The organism is Streptomyces sp. NPDC002055, assembly GCF_040296705.1.
Taxonomy (GTDB): Bacteria; Actinomycetota; Actinomycetes; order Streptomycetales; family Streptomycetaceae; genus Streptomyces.
Genome location: NZ_JBEOXS010000016.1, coordinates 59,425 through 76,837, shown reverse-complemented (window position 1 = coordinate 76,837; position 17,413 = coordinate 59,425). Strand labels below are relative to the sequence as shown.

The following is a 17,413-nucleotide window of genomic DNA, read 5'->3' as shown; positions in this document are numbered from 1 at the left end:
ACGCCTCGTGGGAGGCGGCGTGGGAGGCGGCGCTTCGGCGGCGTCCGGCGGGCAGGCGAACCGGGCGGGTGCGCCCGGTCAGGACTCCGTGCCGGGGGACGCCGTCACGGGAGGCGTCGTCGCGGGAGGATTCGTCTCGGGCGTCGTCTCAGGCGGCGTCGTCTCATGAACCGCGTCTTCCAGCCCGGCGGGTTCGTCGAGCCCGTGCAGCATCAGCCGGCCCACGGCGGGCAGGACGATCAACGGGGCGAGGGCGGTTTGCAGCGTCGTGGCGTCGGCGAGGGCACCGATGAGCGGAGTGGCGATGCCCCCGATGCTGACCGTCAGGCCCAGGGTGACCCCGCTGGCGGTGCCGACGCGGCGCGGCAGGAAGTCCTGGCCGAGCGTGACGTGCAGGGAGAACGGCACGTACAGGGCGGCCGAGGTGAGCGCGACGAAGACGTAGAACAGCGGCCCCGGGACGAGGACGACTCCGGCCACGGCCACGACCGTCACGGTGTAGGACCGGCGCACGACGCAGACGCGCCCGTAGCGGCCGGCGAGCACCCCGCCGACCACGGTGCCGATCGCGCCGCCGAGGTAGAGCACGAACAGGGCGGCGGTTCCGGCGATGTCCCCGCCTCCGGTGCGCTGTTGGGCGTAGAGGGAGATGAAGGCGCTCAGTCCGACGAACACGATGGAGCGGCACACGACCGCCCCGGACAGCTTGAGGAAGGACCTCCAGTCGTCACGGCCGGCCGGACGGGCGGAGGCGGCGGCACCGTCCGTCCGGCCGTGGGCCTTGGCGGCCCGCAGTGCGGCCACGCAGAGCACGGCGCCCGCCAGGGCCGGAACCACCAGCAGCGGCGAGGCGTGCAGCCCGCCCGTCGCCATGACGGCGGAGACCAGCAGGGGGGCGGTGGCGAAGCCGAGGTTGCCACCGAGGGAGAACCAGCCCATCGCCGCGTGGCTGCCGCCGCTCACCGCACGGGCCACGCGGGCGGACTCGGGATGGTAGGCCGCGACGCCGATGCCGGAGACCGCGATGACCACCAGGGTCAGCAGGTACGAGCCGCTGAGGCCGCCGAGAGCGACTCCGAGACCACCCGTCAGGGTGCTCACGGGCAGCAGCCACGGCATCGGCCACTTGTCGGTCAGCGCGCCGAACAGCGGCTGCACCACCGAGGAGAGCAGCGAGGCCGCCAGAACGATGCCGGACGCAGCGGCGTAGGTGTAGGCCCGCTCCGCGACGAAGAACGGCACCAGGGCCGCCACGGCACCTTGGTAGACGTCCACACAGGCGTGTCCCAGCGACAGGAGCGTGACGGACGTTTTGTTGGAGGGTGTGGTGCGGGGGGCTGAGGTGTCGGGGGTTGTGGTGTCGGAGGTTGTGGTGTCGGCAGTTGAGGTGCGGCGGGCCGCGGTGTGGGCGGGGGTGGTGTCGGAGGCGGTGGTGTCGGATGCAGTGGTGTGTGACGCTCTGGCGTCGAACGCTGTGGTGTCGAACGCTGTGGTGTCGGCGGACGTGATGCCGGAGCGGTCGTCGGCTGCCGGGGCATCGGAAAACGGGTGGTCGGAAGCAGTGTGGTTCGTCGGCACTCATCGATCGTGGCAACGCCGCCACCCGTCTCGCTTCCGATAGAATGCCATCCCATGTCGAATATCCGCCACATGCCGGAGGCTCCGACCCGGGCACAGGCTCTGGACGCCGGAGAGCGGATCGACGCGCACCTCCACGACGACCACCAGATCATCTACGCGGGCTCCGGCGTGGTGGCCGTCAGCACCGATGCCGGCACCTGGTTCGCGCCCGGCAACCGGGCCATCTGGATCCCCGCCGGAACCGTGCACGCCCACCGTGCGTACGGCAACCTCCACCTGCACTTCGTCGGTCTGCCCGCCGACGACAACCCTCTGGGCCTGGACGTCCCCACCGTCCTCACGGTCGGCCCGCTGCTGCGCGAGCTGATCCGGGCCTACACGCTCGCCCCGCACGACACCGGTGCGGAACGCCGCCGGCTCCTGGCCGTTCTGCGCGACCAGTTGCGCGCCTCGCCCCAGCAGCCGGTGCAGCTGCCGACCCCGACCGACGCCCGACTGGCCGCGGTCTGCGCGGCCCTGCACGCCGACCCGGCGGACTCCCGCACGCTGGCGGCCCTCGGCACTGCCAACGGAGTCGGCCAACGCACCCTCAGCCGCCTCTTCCGCTCCGAACTGGGCATGACCTTCCCCCAGTGGCGCACCCAGTTGCGCCTCTACCATGCCCTGCGGATGCTGGCCGACGACATCCCGGTCACCACGGTCGCGCACCGCTGCGGCTGGTCCTCCGCCAGCGCGTTCATCGACGTCTTCCGCCGCGCCTTCGGCTACACACCGGGCACCCACAACCGCCATCCCTGACGGGGGCGCGGGCGAAGCCGACACTCTGCCCGGCGTCTTCACCGTCGTTCCGTGCGCCGGGAGGATGCGGCATGCGTAAGACAGGGCCGGGGCTCCGTCACTGGCATGCGCCCTTCTCCGTCTGAACCATCGTGGTCCTCCAGACGCCGTCGTCGGACCTGCTCAGTTCGGTCCGGTACTGGACGCAGGCATCGTCGGCGGGAGTGGCGGTGACCTCGCCGCCCCGGTGTGCCGGCCGCCCAGCGCCCGCCAGCGCCCGCATCTGCGGCGAGCAGGGCATCCGCTGGGAGGCCGGACCGCTCAGGCCGGCCGTCGCCTGATGTGGCACCGGGGGAATTCCCCGGCCGGGCACGGCGCTGCCGACCTGTGATGGAGTTGTCCGGACCACACCCGGCCTGGCTACCGCCTTGGGCCGGAGGCACCACCGAGAGGAACAGCCCCCGTGAGTGAATGGCAGCTGACCGAGACATTCCGGAGCACGTCCGGCGAAGTCCGCTGGGACAGTCTCGGAGAGCCTGGCCAGGATCCGGTCGTCCTCCTTCACGGCACCCCCTTCTCCTCGTATGTCTGGCGTGCCGTCGCCCGCTCACTCGCCCGCCGCCACCAGGTCTTCGTGTGGGACATGCCCGGCTACGGGGCGTCGGAGAAGTCCGCCGGCCAGGATGTCTCCCTGGCTGCCCAGGGCAGGGTCTTCACCGAGCTCCTGAACCACTGGAGCTTGGAGGAACCCCTGGTGGTAGCCCACGACTTCGGCGGTGCCGTCTCCCTGCGGGCCCATCTGCTGCACGGCGCCCGTTATCGCGCGCTCGCTCTGGTCGACCCGGTGGCCTTGGCGCCGTGGGGGTCGCCGTTCTTCCGGCTCGTCGGCGAGCACTCCGAGGTCTTCGAGCAGCTGCCGCCCGCGCTGCACCACGCCCTGGTGCGCGAGTACGTGAGTTCGGCGAGCAGCCCCGGCCTGCACCCCGCCGTCCTCGACCGGCTTGTCCGGCCCTGGACCGACGACCTCGGCCAGGCAGCCTTCTACCGGCAGATCGCCCAGGCCGACCAGCTCTACACCGATGAAGTACAGGACCGGTACGGCGAGATCGACATTCCGACGCTGGTGTGCTGGGGACAGGACGACACCTGGATTCCCCTGGCGAAGGGACGCGAGCTCGCCGCCCGCATCCCAGGCGCGCGACTCGAGCCGATCGCGGGGGCAGGTCATCTCGTCCAGGAAGACGCACCCGCCGAACTCACAGCCGCTCTCATCGCCTTCCTGCAACACACCCGCTGACACCCAACAATCCCGCGAACCGACGCGGTCAGAGCACTGGCCACTCCCGGGCCCACGGCCGCAGTTTCTCCGGGTTGCGGACCGCCCAGATCCGGGTGACACGCCCGTCGGAGACGTCGAACGGGGAAGTGCCGCTGCTTGCGCACCCACTCCGACGTATGACCGCATCCGCCTGGCGTTCCGCACCGCTCATGCCGTCAGGAGTGCTCAGAGGTGATCTCGATCGGCGCTCTGCAGGACCGGGGCTGCCCGGCTGAGGCTGCTGCCCGGCTGAGGCTTCTGCCCGGCTGGGGCCGTGGGACGGTCCGGTGGCCCCAGCCGGATGCGGTCAGCGAGAGTCGTTCAGCAGGCTGCTGATCCGTTCGTGAAGGCCGTGCGGGAGGTGGATGGTCCAGCGGTCAGCCGCCTCGGTGACCAGGTCCCGACTCCAGTGCCAGCTGTTGCGCGCCGCCCTGTGTACGTCGTGTTGACGGGCGACGGCCGTGGTGGAGGTGTACCGGTCGAGGTCGGCGGCGGGCAGGTCCTGTTCCACCGCGCGACTGGGGGTGAGCCAGTGGGCCGTGCTGTCCCGCAGGAGGCGGCAGAGCTGGAGTTGCTGGGGGGCGATGACGGTGTGGAGCAGGGCGTGGGCGCGGGCGACTTCGCCCCGCGCCAGGACGTGGGCGAGCATGAGCGTCCAGTTGGCCAGCTCGCCGGTGAGCTGCCGGGCCGTCGCGGCCGGCTCGGGCGGACGGAAGCCGGCCAGTTGCCGGGCTGCCGCGGTCAGTCGGCCGGTGCGGTCGAGCAGGACGGCGGCCTCGGGGCGGGGAAGGTGCACCATCCCTTGCCACGTGGGCACTTCGTCGATCCCGGCGCCCGCCTCGGTGAGGTGGAACTCGCCGCGCATGAGGTCGTCGAAGACCACTGCGAGGATGCCGTACATGTTGGTGTAGGCCAGCTCGAGTGGCGCAAGCTGCTCAAGAAATGCGGGGCCGTCGAAGTCGGCGAGGTGCTCGTCCCGGATGTAGAGATACGCCTCGATGTCGGAATGGGCGTCGGCCTCGCCCAGGGTCCACGACCCGTAGAGCAGTACGCCCTCCAGGCGGGAGTCGGCATGAGCGAGCTGCCGCAGACGCGTGATGCGGTCGTCCAGAGCGGGGCAGGCAGAGTGAACGGACATGGTGGGGTCGTTGTCTCCTGAGGTGAGCGTGTGGGCACGCTGACGGGGCCCGGCACCTGCCGGGCGGATGTCGGTGGACGGTGCGTCCGCTCAGGAGAAGTTGCCCATGTTCGGGAGTGTAGGGGACGTGCTCAGCCGCCGAGGCGGCGACAGCGGATCAGGGCGGCCGTGATGCCGGCGCATGCGAGGAAGCGTTCGGCCTTGAGCTCGTAGCGGCGGTGCAGGCGGCGGCATCCGGCCGGCCAGGCCAGGCCATGGCCCTCTCGAACGTCCCACGAGGGCGGGCCGGTCGAAGCGGTCTCTTAGAGGTTTCTTAAACCCCGTCGATATCCATGTCCCCATGCCTTCCACCACTGCACAGCACGGCCGTCCGCGCCGCCGGCGGGCCGTCCCGGCCGTTGCCGTCGTCACCGTTGTCGCGGCCACCGCCGCCTGCTGGACCGCCGCGGCGGGGCCCTCGGAATCGCCCCGCGTCCGGGTCCACGGCGACCTGGTCGACATCCCCGTCAAGGGCGGCACCGCCACCGTCGACACCACCACCCTGCGGGTCGACGCCCGCACCGACCGGGGGCGCCTGCGGCTGTCCGCGCCCTCCGCGACGGCACCCGGGGCCCCCGGCCGGGTCACCGCCACCGGCGCCGGCGCGCGCTGGACCTACCCGGAGAAGGGGCTCACCGTCACCGCCCGTCCGGAGCGCGGGCGGCTGCTGATGACGGTGCGCGCCGCCCGGGACACCGAGCTGAGCTGGCCCGTCACCGGCACCGACCGGTCGGTGTCCGCCGTGCAGTTCCCGCGCGGCGAGGGGCTGTCGGTGCCCGTGGCCGACCGGTTCTGGAACTCCGCCGCTTCCGAACTCCCGGGCAGCGAGGTGGAGATGGACTCGGGCCTGACCATGCCGCTGTGGGGCTACACGGCGGCGGGTGGGCAAGGGGTCAGCTATCTCACGCCCACCGACATCGGCACCACCCTGCGCTTCGTCTCCCGCGGCGGGCGGCTGCACACCACCAGCACGCACCACTTCTCCCGGGCCGCGGACACCCGCAGCTACACCGTGGCGCTCTCGCTGACCGACGGCTCCCCCGTCGCGCCCGCCGTGGACTACCGCAACTGGCTCTCCGAGCACGGGCAGCTCGGCAGTCTGCGTCGCAAGATCGACGAGAATCCGGCCGCCCGGAAGCTCCTCGGGGCCTTCTACTCCTATGGCTGGGGCGAGGCCCGGCGGAAGGCGGGCGTCGAGCGGCTGCGGGCGCTCGGGGTGTCCCGGATGTGGCTCGGCTACGACGCCGACCGCAGCCCGATGGACGCGGCCGCGGTGCGCGCCGCCCGCAAGGCGGGGTACCTGGTCGGGCCGTACGACTCGTTCGCCAACGGCCAGGACCCGAAGAGCTCCGATGCGCCCACCTCGGTCTGGCCGGGCCGGGTGTACCCGGACTTCTGTGTGACGAAGGCCGACGGAACGCCCCAGTCCGGCTTCCACGACCGCGGCTGCTACCTCAGCAGCCAGGCGTTCGAGCAGGCCGAGGGGGCGCGTCACTACCTCGCTGACCGCACCCGGTCGATGGTGGCGAACGGCTCGGACAGCTACTTCCTCGACGTCGACGCCGCCGGTGAGCTCTTCCGGGACCACAGCGCACGGCACCCGATGACCAAGGCGCAGGACCGCGCCAACCGGATCGCCCGGATGAAGCGGCTGTCGGACGGCCGGAAGCTGGTGCTCGGCTCGGAGAGCGCGGGTGCCTGGGCGAACGAGGTGCTGGCGTTCGACCACGGCAGCGGCACCCCTGTGTCCGACGGTCTGTGGGCGGTGCAGCGGGACAAGCAGAACTGGGGCGGCTACGTCCCGGCGAACGCCCCGGCCACGTTCTTCAAGCCCGCGAAGCTGCCCGCCGCGCTGGCCAAGGCCATGTACGACCCGGCGTACCGGGTCCCGCTGTACGAGACCGCGCTGCACAGCTCGGTGGTCAACGCCGAGCGCTGGGAGCTGTCGTTCGACAAGCTCCCGGAGCAGAAGAGCACCCGTGCCCTGCTGGCGATGCTCTACAACACCCCGCTCAACTTCGTGCTCGACGGACCGTCGCTGGAGCGGAACGGCAAGGAACTCGCGGCGCTGCAGAAGTACTTCGCCCCGCTGCACCGCGCCGCGGGTACCGAGCGGATGACGTCCTTCAGGTATCTGACGGACGATCACCGGGTGCAGCGCACGGTGTTCGGTGACGGCACGCTGACCGTGACCGCCAACTTCGGCACGAAGCAGCACGCCGGGCTGCCGGGCGGCTGTGTGGACGCCCGTCTGCGGGGCGACGACGCACCGCGGCGGCTCTGCCCGCGTGATGTGGTGAGCTGACGCCCTGCCCTTCGGGATCGGGCCCCGGGTGCATCGGACCTGGTCCAGGCCTTGGATCGGAAGCGGCGAGCCGCCGGGCGGGGACCGCACCCACGGTCCCCGCCCGGCGGCATCATGACGTCACGCGGTGCTCAGCCGGTGGTGCGCGGTGGCCGAACGCGGGGGCCACGCCTGGGGGTCGAGGATGCCCAGGACGTAGGCGCGGCCGACGAGGGCCGGCCGGGTGGGCGCGCCGAGCAGCCGGCGGAGGCGGCTGAGGTGGTAGTCGACGGTCTGCCGGGACAGATGGAGCGAGGTGGCGATCTCCGCGTTGCTCCGGCCCGCCGCGAGCAGCGACAGAATGCGGATCTGCGCCGGGGTGATCGCCGGCAGCGGCTGGTGCGGAAGGCTCTGGCTGGTCAGCACGGCCCACACGGTCCGCGCCCGGGAGAGGGAGCGGCCCACCGGCACCAGGTGCAGAGTCGCCCGCCACTGGTAGCCGCGCGCGTCCACGAAGTCGGCGCGGGTGCGTAAGCGGCGTCTGCGGCGGGCTATCAGATCGTCCCAGCGGCCGTGCAGGGAGGTCAGGTCGACGCCGGGCGCCAGGAACTGGTGGGCCGGCTTCCCGATGAGGTCGTGGGCGCTGACATGGAGCAGATCGGCGGCGGCGGCGCTCACCTGCCGGATGCGTCCGCCCGCGGAGAGCAGGGCGCACGGCAGCCCGCTCTGGTCGCGCAGCGCCTGGAGGTCGGCCTCGGCGGCGAGGCGGCCGTGCAGGGCCCGGGTGTAGTCGGTGATGTCCGCGTAGATCCCGGCCACGCACGCCCCCGAGGCCTCCTTGACCGGGAACCGGTGGCCCACCGCCTGGCCGGGGGTGCCGTCCGGGTGGTGGTAGGTGAGGCTGTGCCGGACCGGTTTGCCCGCGGACAGCACCTCGCGGTCCAGCGCGAGGAACAGGGCCGCGTCCTCCGGGGAATCGACGTCCGTGACGCTGCGGCCGACGATGGCGTCCGGTGTGGTGTCGTAGAGGTGCGCGTAGGCGTGGTTGACCCACAGGTAGCGGCCCTGCCGGTCGCGGATGAACGCGGCTGCGGGTGCGAACGCTGCGAACGCGTCGTACCGCCGGCGGTCGGCGACATGGGCGCTGATGTCGACCGCCAGCCCCCGGATGCCGGCCGCCCCGCCGTCCCGCCGCTCCGGGCCGGCGGTCACCTCGAAGATCCGGCCGCGGAACTGGGCCTGGAAGTGGGCGAATCCGTCCGTGGAGCGGGCCGCCCGACAGCACTCCTCGCGGACGGTGTCGAGGAACTGCTGGGTGACACCGGCGTCGTCGAACGCTCCGCCGCCGCTGCTGACGAGCCGCATCGACGCGTCGGTTTCCCACCAGGACACGGGCATGTGCGCAAGAAGCGAGCTGAGGCCCGTCTCGTCCAAGGAGTTCCTCCTTTTGTGTGATTTCACCGGTCGGATGCTACTGCGCGGCTCCTCCATGGCTTCCACGGCCCGTCGGCCGCCATGCCCGGCGGGGAGCCGCCACCGGCTACCGCACCGGGTGCGTTCCCTCTCGCGAACCCCGCCGCGCCGCCGGTGAGTTCCGGCGCCGCGCGGCCGCGGGAGGTCCGCCCACTCAGGCAAATGCCTGAGTGCGCGACCCGCTCTCCGGCATGTACCCACCGCTGTCGACTGATTCGCTTGAGTAGTCGGACTGCGAACGGGTCTTCGCCAGAAGGCCTTCGGTCCGTCGACGTACCTCCCGGTCGAAGGAGTCGGATCCTCATGAGCACGGTGCTGTTTGTCCACGCCAAGGGCGGACCTCCGCTGGAGTACGCGCTGTCCAAGGTCGCCGCGAAAGCACAGGTGCACCTGCTCGCGCTGAGCGAGCTCCCCGCTTCCTCCAGGGAGGCCTGCACCCGGATCTGCGCCTCCGTCAGCTCCTCCCCGCCGCAGGACGGGCAGCGGGACCTCGTCGCACTGATCGTGGACCGGGCGCGGGCCGTCGGAGCGGACGCGGTGACGACGTCCTCCGAGTACGCCGTGGTCGCGGTGGCCGACGCCTGCGAGGTGCTGGGCTTCGCCGGCCCGGGCACCTCCTGCGTCCTGGCCCGCGACAAGCGGCTGATGCGCACGGTGTGGCGGGACAAGGGGGTGTCGCAGCCCCGGTTCCGCGCCGTCGCCTCCGCGGCCGATCTGCACGAGGCCGCCGGGTCCCTGGACTTCCCGATGCTGCTCAAGGCGGCGTGGAGTGCCGGGTCGACCGCCCACCAGATCCTCCGGTCGCCGCAGGACGTGGATCCGGCCTGGTCCCACGCCCGCCGGGTGATGACCGAGTCCGAACAGCTGGGCTACGCCGAACTGCACGTGGCGAACGCCGGTGAGGACTACATCGTCGAGGAGATCGTGCAGGGCACCGCGGAGGACTGGTTCGACGAGCCGGGCTGGGGCGACTACGTCAGCGTCGAGGGCATCGTCGCCGACGGCGAGTACCACCCGGTGTGCCTGAGCGGGCGGATGCCGACGGTGGAGCCGTTCACCGAGCGGGCCTGCATCACCCCGGTGCCGCTGCCCCGCTCGGTGCAGGAGAAGATCGTCGGCCTGGCGCGGGCCGCGGTGGACGCGCTGGAGCTGCGGAACTGCGGCACCCACACCGAGATCAAGCTCGGCCCGGACGGGCGGATGTGGGTCATCGAGACGGCGGCCCGCTTCGGCGGCGCCATGACGGTGCCGCAGATCGAGGAGGTGTTCGGCGTCGACCTCATCGGGATGCTGGTCGACCACCTGCTGGGCCGGGAGGTCGCCTGGCCACCCGCCGTGCTCACCCCGGACGAGTCGCACCACGCCGCCGGTTCGCTGGTCGTCCTCGCCGTGGACTCCCAGGGCATGCCCTGGCCGGACCGGAGGGTGTGGGACTCCGGCCTGGACTGGCCGGCGCTGGTCAGCGAGGGCAGCCGGCTCTCGGTGGTGACCGAGAGCTCGCTGCCCGACGGCACCGTGGTGCCGGTGTACGACCCGGCCGCGGGCGCCAACACCATGGCCGCGCTGTGCCTGCTGGCGGCCGTCGATCCGGTCACCGTCATCCGGGACTTCGAGGCCCTGGTGGACGCTCTGCCCAAGGTGCTGCCCGCCGCCGGGGAGACCGCCGCGCGTGACGAGGAGGGCCGGCGATGACGAGCATGCGCACCTTCGCCGAACCGGCGGGCTCCGCCGGCGCGGACGGCACGGTCGTCGGCGAGAACCTCTCGCTGCCGCTGTTCCGCAGCCTGTCCGGGGTGCTGGCCGGACACCCGTATCTGAAGGTCGTGGTGGACCGGCAGGAGCAGACCTGGCACCTGCTCGACACCGCCGTCCACCCGTTCCACGTCAACTATGTGGCCACCCGGATCCTCGGCATCGATCTGGACGAACTGGACGCCCGGCTGGACGCGTTCAACGCCTCGGTCTACACCGATCCGCAGCGCCGGTTCCTGCTGGGCATCCTCTCCCTCCACACCGACGAGGACGCCGACGGGAACCAGCGGCCGTTCCTCGTCCTGGAGACGACCGAGGCCGACACCATGCACGGCGAGCTGCTGGAGGAGTTCTACACCTTCATCCGGGCCCGGCTCGACGGGCGTCTGCCGCTGCTCCTCAAGCCCGCCAACCACGGCCAGGAGCACGAGCTGGCCTCGGTCAGCGACGTTCTGGTGCCGCGGATCCTCAGCCACCAGCTGTTCGGCAACCGGCGCCGGACCGCGCTCAACACGGGTGAGGCCGTGGGCCGGCTGCGGTACTTCCGCAGCCCGGAGGAGTACCGGGAGGCCGTCGGCGAGCTGGGCTGGTCCGACATCGTGGCGATGGACTGCGTGCCCGACGACGTGCCGCGGGTCGCCGGCTTCATCAACGCGGCCCCGATCACCCCGCTCTCGCACACCAACGTCCTCGCGACCGGCTGGAGCATCCCCAACGCGATCGTCCGCGACCTGGACGGGCTCGTCGAACCGGACAAGCTGAACGGCGCCTGGGTGCGCTACACGGTGCGGGAGGACGAGATCTCCCTCGCCCCGCTCAGCAGCCCGCCCGATCTGGAGGTGCCCGCCTGGCACCAGCAGCGGGTCCCCCTGGAGCCGCCGCTGCTGGAGGACGCGCCGGCGCTGGCCCTGGACCGGCTGCGCCGCACCGACCAGGACCGGTACGGCACCAAGGCGGCCAACCTCGGCGAGCTGCACCACGTCCTCGACAGCCGCAGCGCCGACCTGACCGCCTTCTACGGCCGCGCCCGCCCGCCGCGCAGCGACCTGTACGGCCACCTGGCCGCCCGGCTGGGCACGACGGACCGGGACCCCGGGGCACTGCGGGAGGCCGCGGCGGCGTTCGTCGCGCGGACGGTGACGGCCCCGGAGGGGGTCGCCCTGCCGTTCTCGCTCCAGCACCGCTTCCTCATCTCCTCGCCGGTCATCCAGCAGGCCCTCGGCAAGCTCAAGATGGCACTGGAGCTCCAGGCCCTGGAGATGGTGGACCCGCTCTGTCTGCACCTCCAGCACCTGATCCGGGAGACGCCGCTGCCGGACGACGTCACCCGGCAGATCACCCAGGCGTTCCCCGACCACCTCGACCCGGAGCACCGGCTCGTCGTCCGGTCCTCCTCCAACGCCGAGGACCTGCCGGGCTTCTCCGCGGCCGGGGTCTACGAGTCCATCACCAAGGTCCACGGCACGGACGAACTGCTGGCCGCGGTGCGCGAGGTGTGGGCCTCGCTGCTGTCGCCGCGCAGTGTCCACCTGCGGCGGCAGGCCGGGATATCCCTGGACGACACCTACATGGGTGTCATCATCCAGAGCTACTCCCCGGCGGACCTCGGCGGCGTGCTGGTCACCTGCAACCCCACCAACCGGGACGACTTCCGCAACGTCTACGTCAACTGCACCCCCGGCTCGCCGGAGCAGGTCGTCGACGGCACGGCGCTGCCGCTGCAGTACCTGTACAACACGGTGGAGGGGGGCGGCCGGACGGTGGCGCTGGGCTCCTCCCGCGAGGACCTGCCGCGCCCGACCCGCGACGGGCTGGCCGATCTGGCGCTGGCCGGACGACTGTTGCAGTCCCACTTCGGGGGCGAGGACGGCGGACCGCTCGACATCGAGTGGCTGATGACGGCTCAGGAGGGCTTCCGTCTGGTCCAGATCCGCCCGTACGCGCTGTGAGCGGGCGGATGAATCCCGTACGCCGGATGTTCCGGCGGGCCGAGCCGCAGCGGTCCCTGCCGGCGCCGGCCCGCCGCGTCATCGCGCTCAACAACGGTTTCCAGCTGCTGTTCAACCTGCTGTGGTGGATGCCCGTCTTCTACGCCTACCAGCGGGAGGCGGGGCTCTCCGACGCCGAGATCTTCGGCATCCAGAGCATCTACTACGTGGCGTTCTGCCTGTTCGAGATCCCCACCGGGCTGGTCGCCGACCGGATCGGGGCCCGGAACTGCCTGCGGATCGGCGCCGTGGTGATGACCGCGGCCAATCTGACCCCGGTCCTCGCCCCGAGTTACGGCGGCTTCCTGGTGCACTTCCTGGCCATCGCGGCCGGCCGGTCGCTGACGTCGGGCGCCGCCAGCGCGTACCTCTACGACGCGCTGCACGCCCATGACGCCGGGGACCACTACGTGCGGGCGGAGGGCACCTCCCGGGCGCTCGGCCTGGCGGCGAAGGTGGTCTGCTGGCCGCTGGTCGGGCCGCTGATGGCGCTCGCCCAGCCCGCGCCGTACCTGCTCAGCGCGGGCAGCGCCGCCGCCTCCCTCGGGTGTGCGCTGGCGCTGCCCCGGCTCGCCCCGGGCCGGGAGCATCCACCGCGCGGGCAGGCGGGCGGCCGGTTCTGGCACGACGCCGGGCGGGCGCTGCGCAGTGTCGCCCGCTCGCCGTGGCTGGCCCTGCTGATGGTGCAGGGCGTGGCGGTGTTCACGCTGTCGCGGATCTGCCAGGTCAACCTCTTCCAGCCCATCCTGCTGGCCGAGCACATCCCGGAGGCCTCGCACGGCGGGGTGCTGGCGGCCATGACGGTCGCGGAGGCCATCGCGTCGGCCCGGCCGCAGTGGCTGGGGCGGCGGCTGCGGCCGGTCACCCTGGTGTCGCTGCTGAGCGTCGCCATGGCGGTGACGCTGGCGGCCATCGCCCTGGGCGGTGCGATGACGGTGATCGCGCTGCTCTGTCTGTTCGCCGCGGCCACGGGTTTCGCGTATCCGGTCCAGCGGAAGCTGATCAACGACGCGATCCCCCGGGACGCGCCACGCGCCACCCTGCTGTCCGTGGAGAGCATCGTCGACCGGGCCGTCTGCGCGATCGCGGCGGTGGCCGCCGGTGCGTATCTGGCGGCGGGCCGGCTGGACGCGCTGCTCTGGCACAGCGCGGTGGCCACCGTCCTGGTGATGGCCGGGGTCCATGTCGCGATGCGGCGGTCCCGGAAGCCGGGCCGGGAACCGGCCGCCGGTCCGCCGGCAGCCGAGAAGCTGCCGGCGGAGGCGGAACGGGGGGCGGGCCGCTGACCCGCCCCGCCGCCGGGCCGCGACGGCCGGTCCGCAGTGAGGGTTCGTGCACGGGGAGGGCCCGTTGAGGTCGCATGGTCCGGTGCGGTCCGGTGCGGTGCATCGCAGGGCGCCGGGCCGCGCGACCCGGGCGGGCATCGTGCACGAACCCCTGGGTCAGCTCCCGCCCCTGGGTCAGCTCCCGTCGAGGAGCCGCTGCATCCGCCGGATCTCGCCGTTCTGCGCGGTGATGATGTCCGCGGCCATGGCCTTGGCCGGGCCGTACGCGCCACGGGCGCGCTCGGTCCGCGCCATGGACACCGCGCCCTCGTGGTGCTCGGTCATCAGCCGCAGGAAGGCGGTGTCGAAGGCGCGGCCGGAGGCCTTCCGCAGCCGGGCCATGCCCGCGGCGTCCACCATGCCGCGCATGGACCGCGCGTGCTGTCGCGGGGAGTGCTCGCCGTGGGCGGAGGAGGCGCTCCGGTCTCCGGAATCGCCGGTGTCCGGGGCGGTTCCGTGGTGCATGGCGGGCATCTCCCCGGGGACGGGGACGCCCCAGGCGGTCAGCCAGCCCGCCAGCGTCCTGATCTCCGGGTCCTGTGCCGCCTCGACCTCCCGGGCCAGCTTCTCGACCTCGGGCGAGGCGGCGCGGGTGGCGGCGAGACCCGCCATCTCCACGGCCTGGCGGTGGTGCGGGACCATGCCCTTCGCGAAGGCGACGTCCGCCGCGTTGTGGCGGCCCGCCGGAGCCGAAGCACGCGGCGCGGACGCAGACTTCGGCTCGGACGCGTGGTGACCCGAGCCGGCGCCCGAACCCGAACAGGCCGTCAGGACGAGGGCGGCCACGGCGGCGAGGACGGCCGGCACGGCGGCGCGACGGGCGGGGGAACGGGTCGGCTTCACGCGGGTCGGCTTCACGCGGTTGGAGGTCAGGGGATTGGAGGTCAAGGGGTTCGGTGTCCCGGGGTTCGACGTCACACGGTTGGACGCCATGGGGCTGGACGTCATGAGGCTGGGCTTCAAGGGGAACTCCTGCGCTGGAGCGGGTGATCGGACATGCCGGACCGCGGCGCCGGCCGATGCCCGGGAGGGCGTACGGCGCCGTGGTGAGCGCCTCTAGATGCGCAGGAGCTGGAGTTCGGCGAGGGACGGCGGCGCCCGGCCGCCGTGCTGGGGCCTCTCGGGGCGGGAACGGCGGGCTTCGTCCGGGTGCGGCAGGGACACCGGATCGGGTCCCGGCGGCGCGAGCGCGGGCGGCCCGCCGAGGGAACCGGCCGCGCAGGTCGGATCGGCGTGGTGAGCCGGGGCCCCGCCGCCATGACCGTGGCAGTCCTCGCGCCCGGAGGCTTGGGCCCGGTGGCCACGGCTGTGGCGGGCGTCGTCCTGACGGGCGTTGTCCTGACGGGCGCCGTCCTCACGGGCGCCGTCCTGGCGGCCGTGGACGACGCTGCCGGAAGCGCTGTCGTCGGGGGCGTCGCCGTCGTGAACGTGGACGCCCCCGTGCCGGCCCCGGCAGTCGTCGTGCCGGGGCGCGTGGGAGGTCTCCGGAGTGGCGGAAGCTTCGGCGTGCTCGGCAGCGGGCCGGGTGGCGCGCTCGGCACCGGGCTGGACCCGCTGGTGGCTGTGGGCGTGCGCGGCGGGCACCGCCATGGCCACGGGCGCCAGGCCGTGCATCCCGAGAATCCCCACCCACAGGGCGAGAACGAGCAGGGCACGTGACCGCCACCCGGGCAGGCGCCTCGCGTACCGTCCCCGACCCGTCACGGCCCACATGCTACGGCGCACCGGGCCGCGGGCCTTCGGCGGGCCGGGAGGGGCGGCAGCGGGCCTGGCGCCGTCGCGCGGGGCGAGGAGGCCGACATTGTGGCGCGGGACGAAGGCGCCGGCCTCGTGCGCGCCCGGAGGCGTGCGGGGCGGAGACGGGCGGGCCCGGAAGCGGCCGGCTCCCCCGCCGTGTCCCACCGCCCAGCGCCGTCGGCCGCCCCGGAAGCCGCCCCACCGCCCCGGCCGTGCCCGACGCCGGATGAGGCGGGCTCCCGCGGCCCCCGCGGTCCGGAGGTGGCCGGGCCAGGCGATGGATGGGACCGTTGGGATACCGGCATGCAGCGCTGGCGGGTCCGGAGCTGAAGGGTCCGGAAGGGCACTGTGCGCAGTTCCGAGGCGGCAGGCGGGCTCCACCCCGCGGTGGAGTTCCCAGGCCCCGGACGGGGGCGGTCCGTACCCTCCGGCGGCTGTCGGGCGCAGTTCTGCTGGACGGAGAACCGCAGATGAAGCATCGTTCCGAGCCCACGGCACGCCCGGCCCGCGCGCACCGCACCCCGGGCTCCCTGCCGCTCACCCCCGCAGAGCCGTCCCCGGCAGCCGCGGGCCCCGGCACCACGACGCCCCCGCGGACGGAGGCTCCCGCGCGCCCGGCGTCCGAGGCGGCGGAATCGGAACGGATCCGCCAGGAGAACGCCCAGCTCAAGCAGGCGATCCAGGCCCGCCCGGTGATCGATCAGGCCCGCGGGGTACTCATGGCGACCTGCTCGTGCACGGCCGACGAAGCCTGGGCCGTACTGCGGGACACCTCCCAGCACACCAACATCAAGCTCCGGGACATCGCCCGTGCGGTCATCGGGGGCACCCAGGGGATCCCCCCGCCGGAGCCGGTGCGCACCGCCCTGCGCTTCGCGGTGCTGCGGGCCCGGGAACGGCGGGCGAAAGGCGGGACATAGGCCCGTTCCGGTCGCCCGTCCGATGGCCCAACTGCCGTCCGGACAGCCCGACTCCGCTGCCCGTCGGCCGCCCTCACCCGCAGGCGGAAGCCGTCCGCGCCGGCCGTTCCGGCATGATCCGGCATGATCCCACGGGTGGGACGCCGAGGCCGGCACCGCACCGTGTGCGCCGGACGCACAGGGCGGCGCCGGAACGGCTGCTTTCCTAACCGGCCGACGCCTACGACCCTGCCTCGAGCAGGCTCAGACAGGAACGCACGGTACGAGTGCCGCGGCGCCGCCCGGCCAAACCCGATCACCCGCGAACGGATCACACGCTCCGCTCCCCATGGCGCGCTCTGCCCTTTTTCTGACGGTATCGAGGTGTGAAATCGCGAAGACGGCTCACTCGACAGCCATGAACGACAACGAACCGGACCCCCGGGGTCCCCGAGTGGAGCCCGGAGGCGTCGCGCCCGGCGAGACACCGCCCGGCGAAGGCAACCTCTCGGGCACCGGCCCCCGCGAGACGTACAACCCGACCAGGGGCTGGGGCAAGGGACCGATCATCGTCGTGATGATCGTGGTCGTCCTCTTCGCCGTGTTCTACATCGTCGGCTACTTCACGCGGTGAGGACTGGACGCCGTTCGGAGCAGCCGACGGAGGCCCCGGCGAGCCCCGCCCCGTCTCCCTGAGGCCAGGGCTCCCGGACCTCCGGATCTCGATGCCTCTCCGCGCGGGGTCAGGTCCGTAGCACCCCGGCGCGTAGCACCCCGGCCCTTAGCACCCCGGGTGCACAGCGGGGCGTGGCGGAGCCATGGCGGCCGCCCGGCCGGGTGGCGGTGCACTCCCGAGCGTGACCGCGCATCGCCGGACGGGACGGCGCGGGCCGTACGGCACGCGCCCCGCGTACGCAGCGCAGCCGTCCGCACCGACACCCCCTTCCCGGCCTCCGGCTCCCCCATCGCCGCGCCCCGGCCCCTCCCCCACCCGACTTCCTCCGCTCATATGACTGTTGTGGTGGCCGGATGGTGGTGCGGGGGCCGGGGTAGTGCTCGACGCGCGGTCAGGGGACACGGCATCAGGGGGGAGCGCAGACAC

Annotated in this window: 14 protein-coding genes; 8 read left to right on the top strand and 6 right to left on the bottom strand. The window is 72.9% G+C overall.

What is annotated here, in order from left to right:
- Positions 1-78: 78 nt before the first annotated feature.
- On the bottom strand, positions 79-1,296 hold the full coding sequence (locus ABT112_RS12675; protein WP_351508689.1) for an MFS transporter: 1,218 nt from the start codon (positions 1,294-1,296) through the stop codon (positions 79-81).
- A 336-nt stretch (positions 1,297-1,632) separates the two neighbouring features.
- Here ABT112_RS12675 and ABT112_RS12670 point away from each other — a divergent pair, with 336 nt between their 5' ends.
- Positions 1,633-2,379, top strand: coding sequence for an AraC family transcriptional regulator (locus tag ABT112_RS12670; protein WP_351508591.1), 747 nt, complete (start codon positions 1,633-1,635; stop codon positions 2,377-2,379).
- 97 nt (positions 2,380-2,476) lie between these two features.
- Here ABT112_RS12670 and ABT112_RS12665 read toward each other — a convergent pair whose 3' ends face one another.
- Positions 2,477-2,707, bottom strand: coding sequence for a hypothetical protein (locus tag ABT112_RS12665; protein WP_351508589.1), 231 nt, complete (start codon positions 2,705-2,707; stop codon positions 2,477-2,479).
- Positions 2,708-2,821: 114 nt separating this feature from the next.
- Between ABT112_RS12665 and ABT112_RS12660 the strand changes: the two genes are divergently transcribed.
- The gene (locus tag ABT112_RS12660) at positions 2,822-3,655 is read left to right on the top strand and encodes an alpha/beta fold hydrolase (protein WP_351508587.1); all 834 of its coding nucleotides are present in this window, start codon (positions 2,822-2,824) and stop codon (positions 3,653-3,655) included.
- A gap of 328 nt (positions 3,656-3,983) precedes the next feature.
- On the opposite strand, the gene ABT112_RS12655 is transcribed toward ABT112_RS12660, so the two are convergent.
- Positions 3,984-4,814, bottom strand: coding sequence for a nucleotidyltransferase domain-containing protein (locus ABT112_RS12655; protein ID WP_351508585.1), 831 nt, complete (start codon positions 4,812-4,814; stop codon positions 3,984-3,986).
- 340 nt (positions 4,815-5,154) lie between these two features.
- Here ABT112_RS12655 and ABT112_RS12645 point away from each other — a divergent pair, with 340 nt between their 5' ends.
- Positions 5,155-7,158: a glycoside hydrolase gene (locus ABT112_RS12645; RefSeq protein ID WP_351508583.1), complete on the top strand. Its 2,004-nt coding sequence runs from the start codon at positions 5,155-5,157 to the stop codon at positions 7,156-7,158.
- 120 nt (positions 7,159-7,278) lie between these two features.
- On the opposite strand, the gene ABT112_RS12640 is transcribed toward ABT112_RS12645, so the two are convergent.
- Positions 7,279-8,571, bottom strand: a complete 1,293-nt coding sequence (locus ABT112_RS12640) for a PAS domain-containing protein (RefSeq protein ID WP_351508582.1) — start codon at positions 8,569-8,571, stop codon at positions 7,279-7,281.
- A gap of 342 nt (positions 8,572-8,913) precedes the next feature.
- Here ABT112_RS12640 and ABT112_RS12635 point away from each other — a divergent pair, with 342 nt between their 5' ends.
- The 3 genes from ABT112_RS12635 to ABT112_RS12625 are packed head-to-tail and all read left to right on the top strand — an operon-like array spanning position 8,914 to position 13,636.
- A complete protein-coding gene (locus ABT112_RS12635; protein ID WP_351508579.1) occupies positions 8,914-10,302 on the top strand; it encodes an ATP-grasp domain-containing protein in 1,389 nt (462 codons plus the stop codon).
- A complete protein-coding gene (locus tag ABT112_RS12630; protein WP_351508577.1) occupies positions 10,299-12,311 on the top strand; it encodes a PEP/pyruvate-binding domain-containing protein in 2,013 nt (670 codons plus the stop codon). Before ABT112_RS12635 ends, ABT112_RS12630 begins: the two co-directional genes overlap by 4 nt.
- An 8-nt stretch (positions 12,312-12,319) precedes the next feature.
- Positions 12,320-13,636 carry an MFS transporter gene (locus ABT112_RS12625; protein WP_351508576.1) on the top strand — a complete coding sequence of 439 codons (1,317 nt, stop codon included), beginning with the start codon at positions 12,320-12,322 and terminating at the stop codon, positions 13,634-13,636.
- Between the two features lie 174 nt (positions 13,637-13,810).
- Here ABT112_RS12625 and ABT112_RS12620 read toward each other — a convergent pair whose 3' ends face one another.
- Both ABT112_RS12620 and ABT112_RS12615 read right to left on the bottom strand, forming a co-directional pair.
- Positions 13,811-14,518, bottom strand: coding sequence for a DUF305 domain-containing protein (locus ABT112_RS12620; protein WP_351508687.1), 708 nt, complete (start codon positions 14,516-14,518; stop codon positions 13,811-13,813).
- 213 nt (positions 14,519-14,731) lie between these two features.
- Entirely contained in the window at positions 14,732-15,379 is a 648-nt protein-coding gene (locus tag ABT112_RS12615) for a DUF6153 family protein (RefSeq protein ID WP_351508573.1), read from the bottom strand.
- Between the two features lie 503 nt (positions 15,380-15,882).
- Here ABT112_RS12615 and ABT112_RS12610 point away from each other — a divergent pair.
- Both ABT112_RS12610 and ABT112_RS12605 read left to right on the top strand, forming a co-directional pair.
- Positions 15,883-16,332, top strand: coding sequence for an ANTAR domain-containing response regulator (locus tag ABT112_RS12610; RefSeq protein WP_351508571.1), 450 nt, complete (start codon positions 15,883-15,885; stop codon positions 16,330-16,332).
- Positions 16,333-16,729: 397 nt separating this feature from the next.
- Entirely contained in the window at positions 16,730-16,945 is a 216-nt protein-coding gene (locus ABT112_RS12605; protein ID WP_351508569.1) for a DUF6480 family protein, read from the top strand.
- Positions 16,946-17,413 lie beyond the last annotated feature (468 nt).

What these genes read in the sequence shown, in the direction of transcription:
- ABT112_RS12635 (WP_351508579.1), top strand. Translation starts at nt 8,914, where the DNA reads ATGAGCACGGTGCTGTTTGTCCACGCCAAGGGCGGACCTCCGCTGGAG.
- ABT112_RS12655 (WP_351508585.1), bottom strand. Translation starts at nt 4,814, where the DNA reads ATGTCCGTTCACTCTGCCTGCCCCGCTCTGGACGACCGCATCACGCGT.
- ABT112_RS12670 (WP_351508591.1), top strand. Translation starts at nt 1,633, where the DNA reads ATGTCGAATATCCGCCACATGCCGGAGGCTCCGACCCGGGCACAGGCT.
- ABT112_RS12605 (WP_351508569.1), top strand. Translation starts at nt 16,730, where the DNA reads ATGAACGACAACGAACCGGACCCCCGGGGTCCCCGAGTGGAGCCCGGA.
- ABT112_RS12610 (WP_351508571.1), top strand. Translation starts at nt 15,883, where the DNA reads ATGAAGCATCGTTCCGAGCCCACGGCACGCCCGGCCCGCGCGCACCGC.
- ABT112_RS12630 (WP_351508577.1), top strand. Translation starts at nt 10,299, where the DNA reads ATGACGAGCATGCGCACCTTCGCCGAACCGGCGGGCTCCGCCGGCGCG.
- ABT112_RS12645 (WP_351508583.1), top strand. Translation starts at nt 5,155, where the DNA reads ATGCCTTCCACCACTGCACAGCACGGCCGTCCGCGCCGCCGGCGGGCC.
- ABT112_RS12625 (WP_351508576.1), top strand. Translation starts at nt 12,320, where the DNA reads ATGAATCCCGTACGCCGGATGTTCCGGCGGGCCGAGCCGCAGCGGTCC.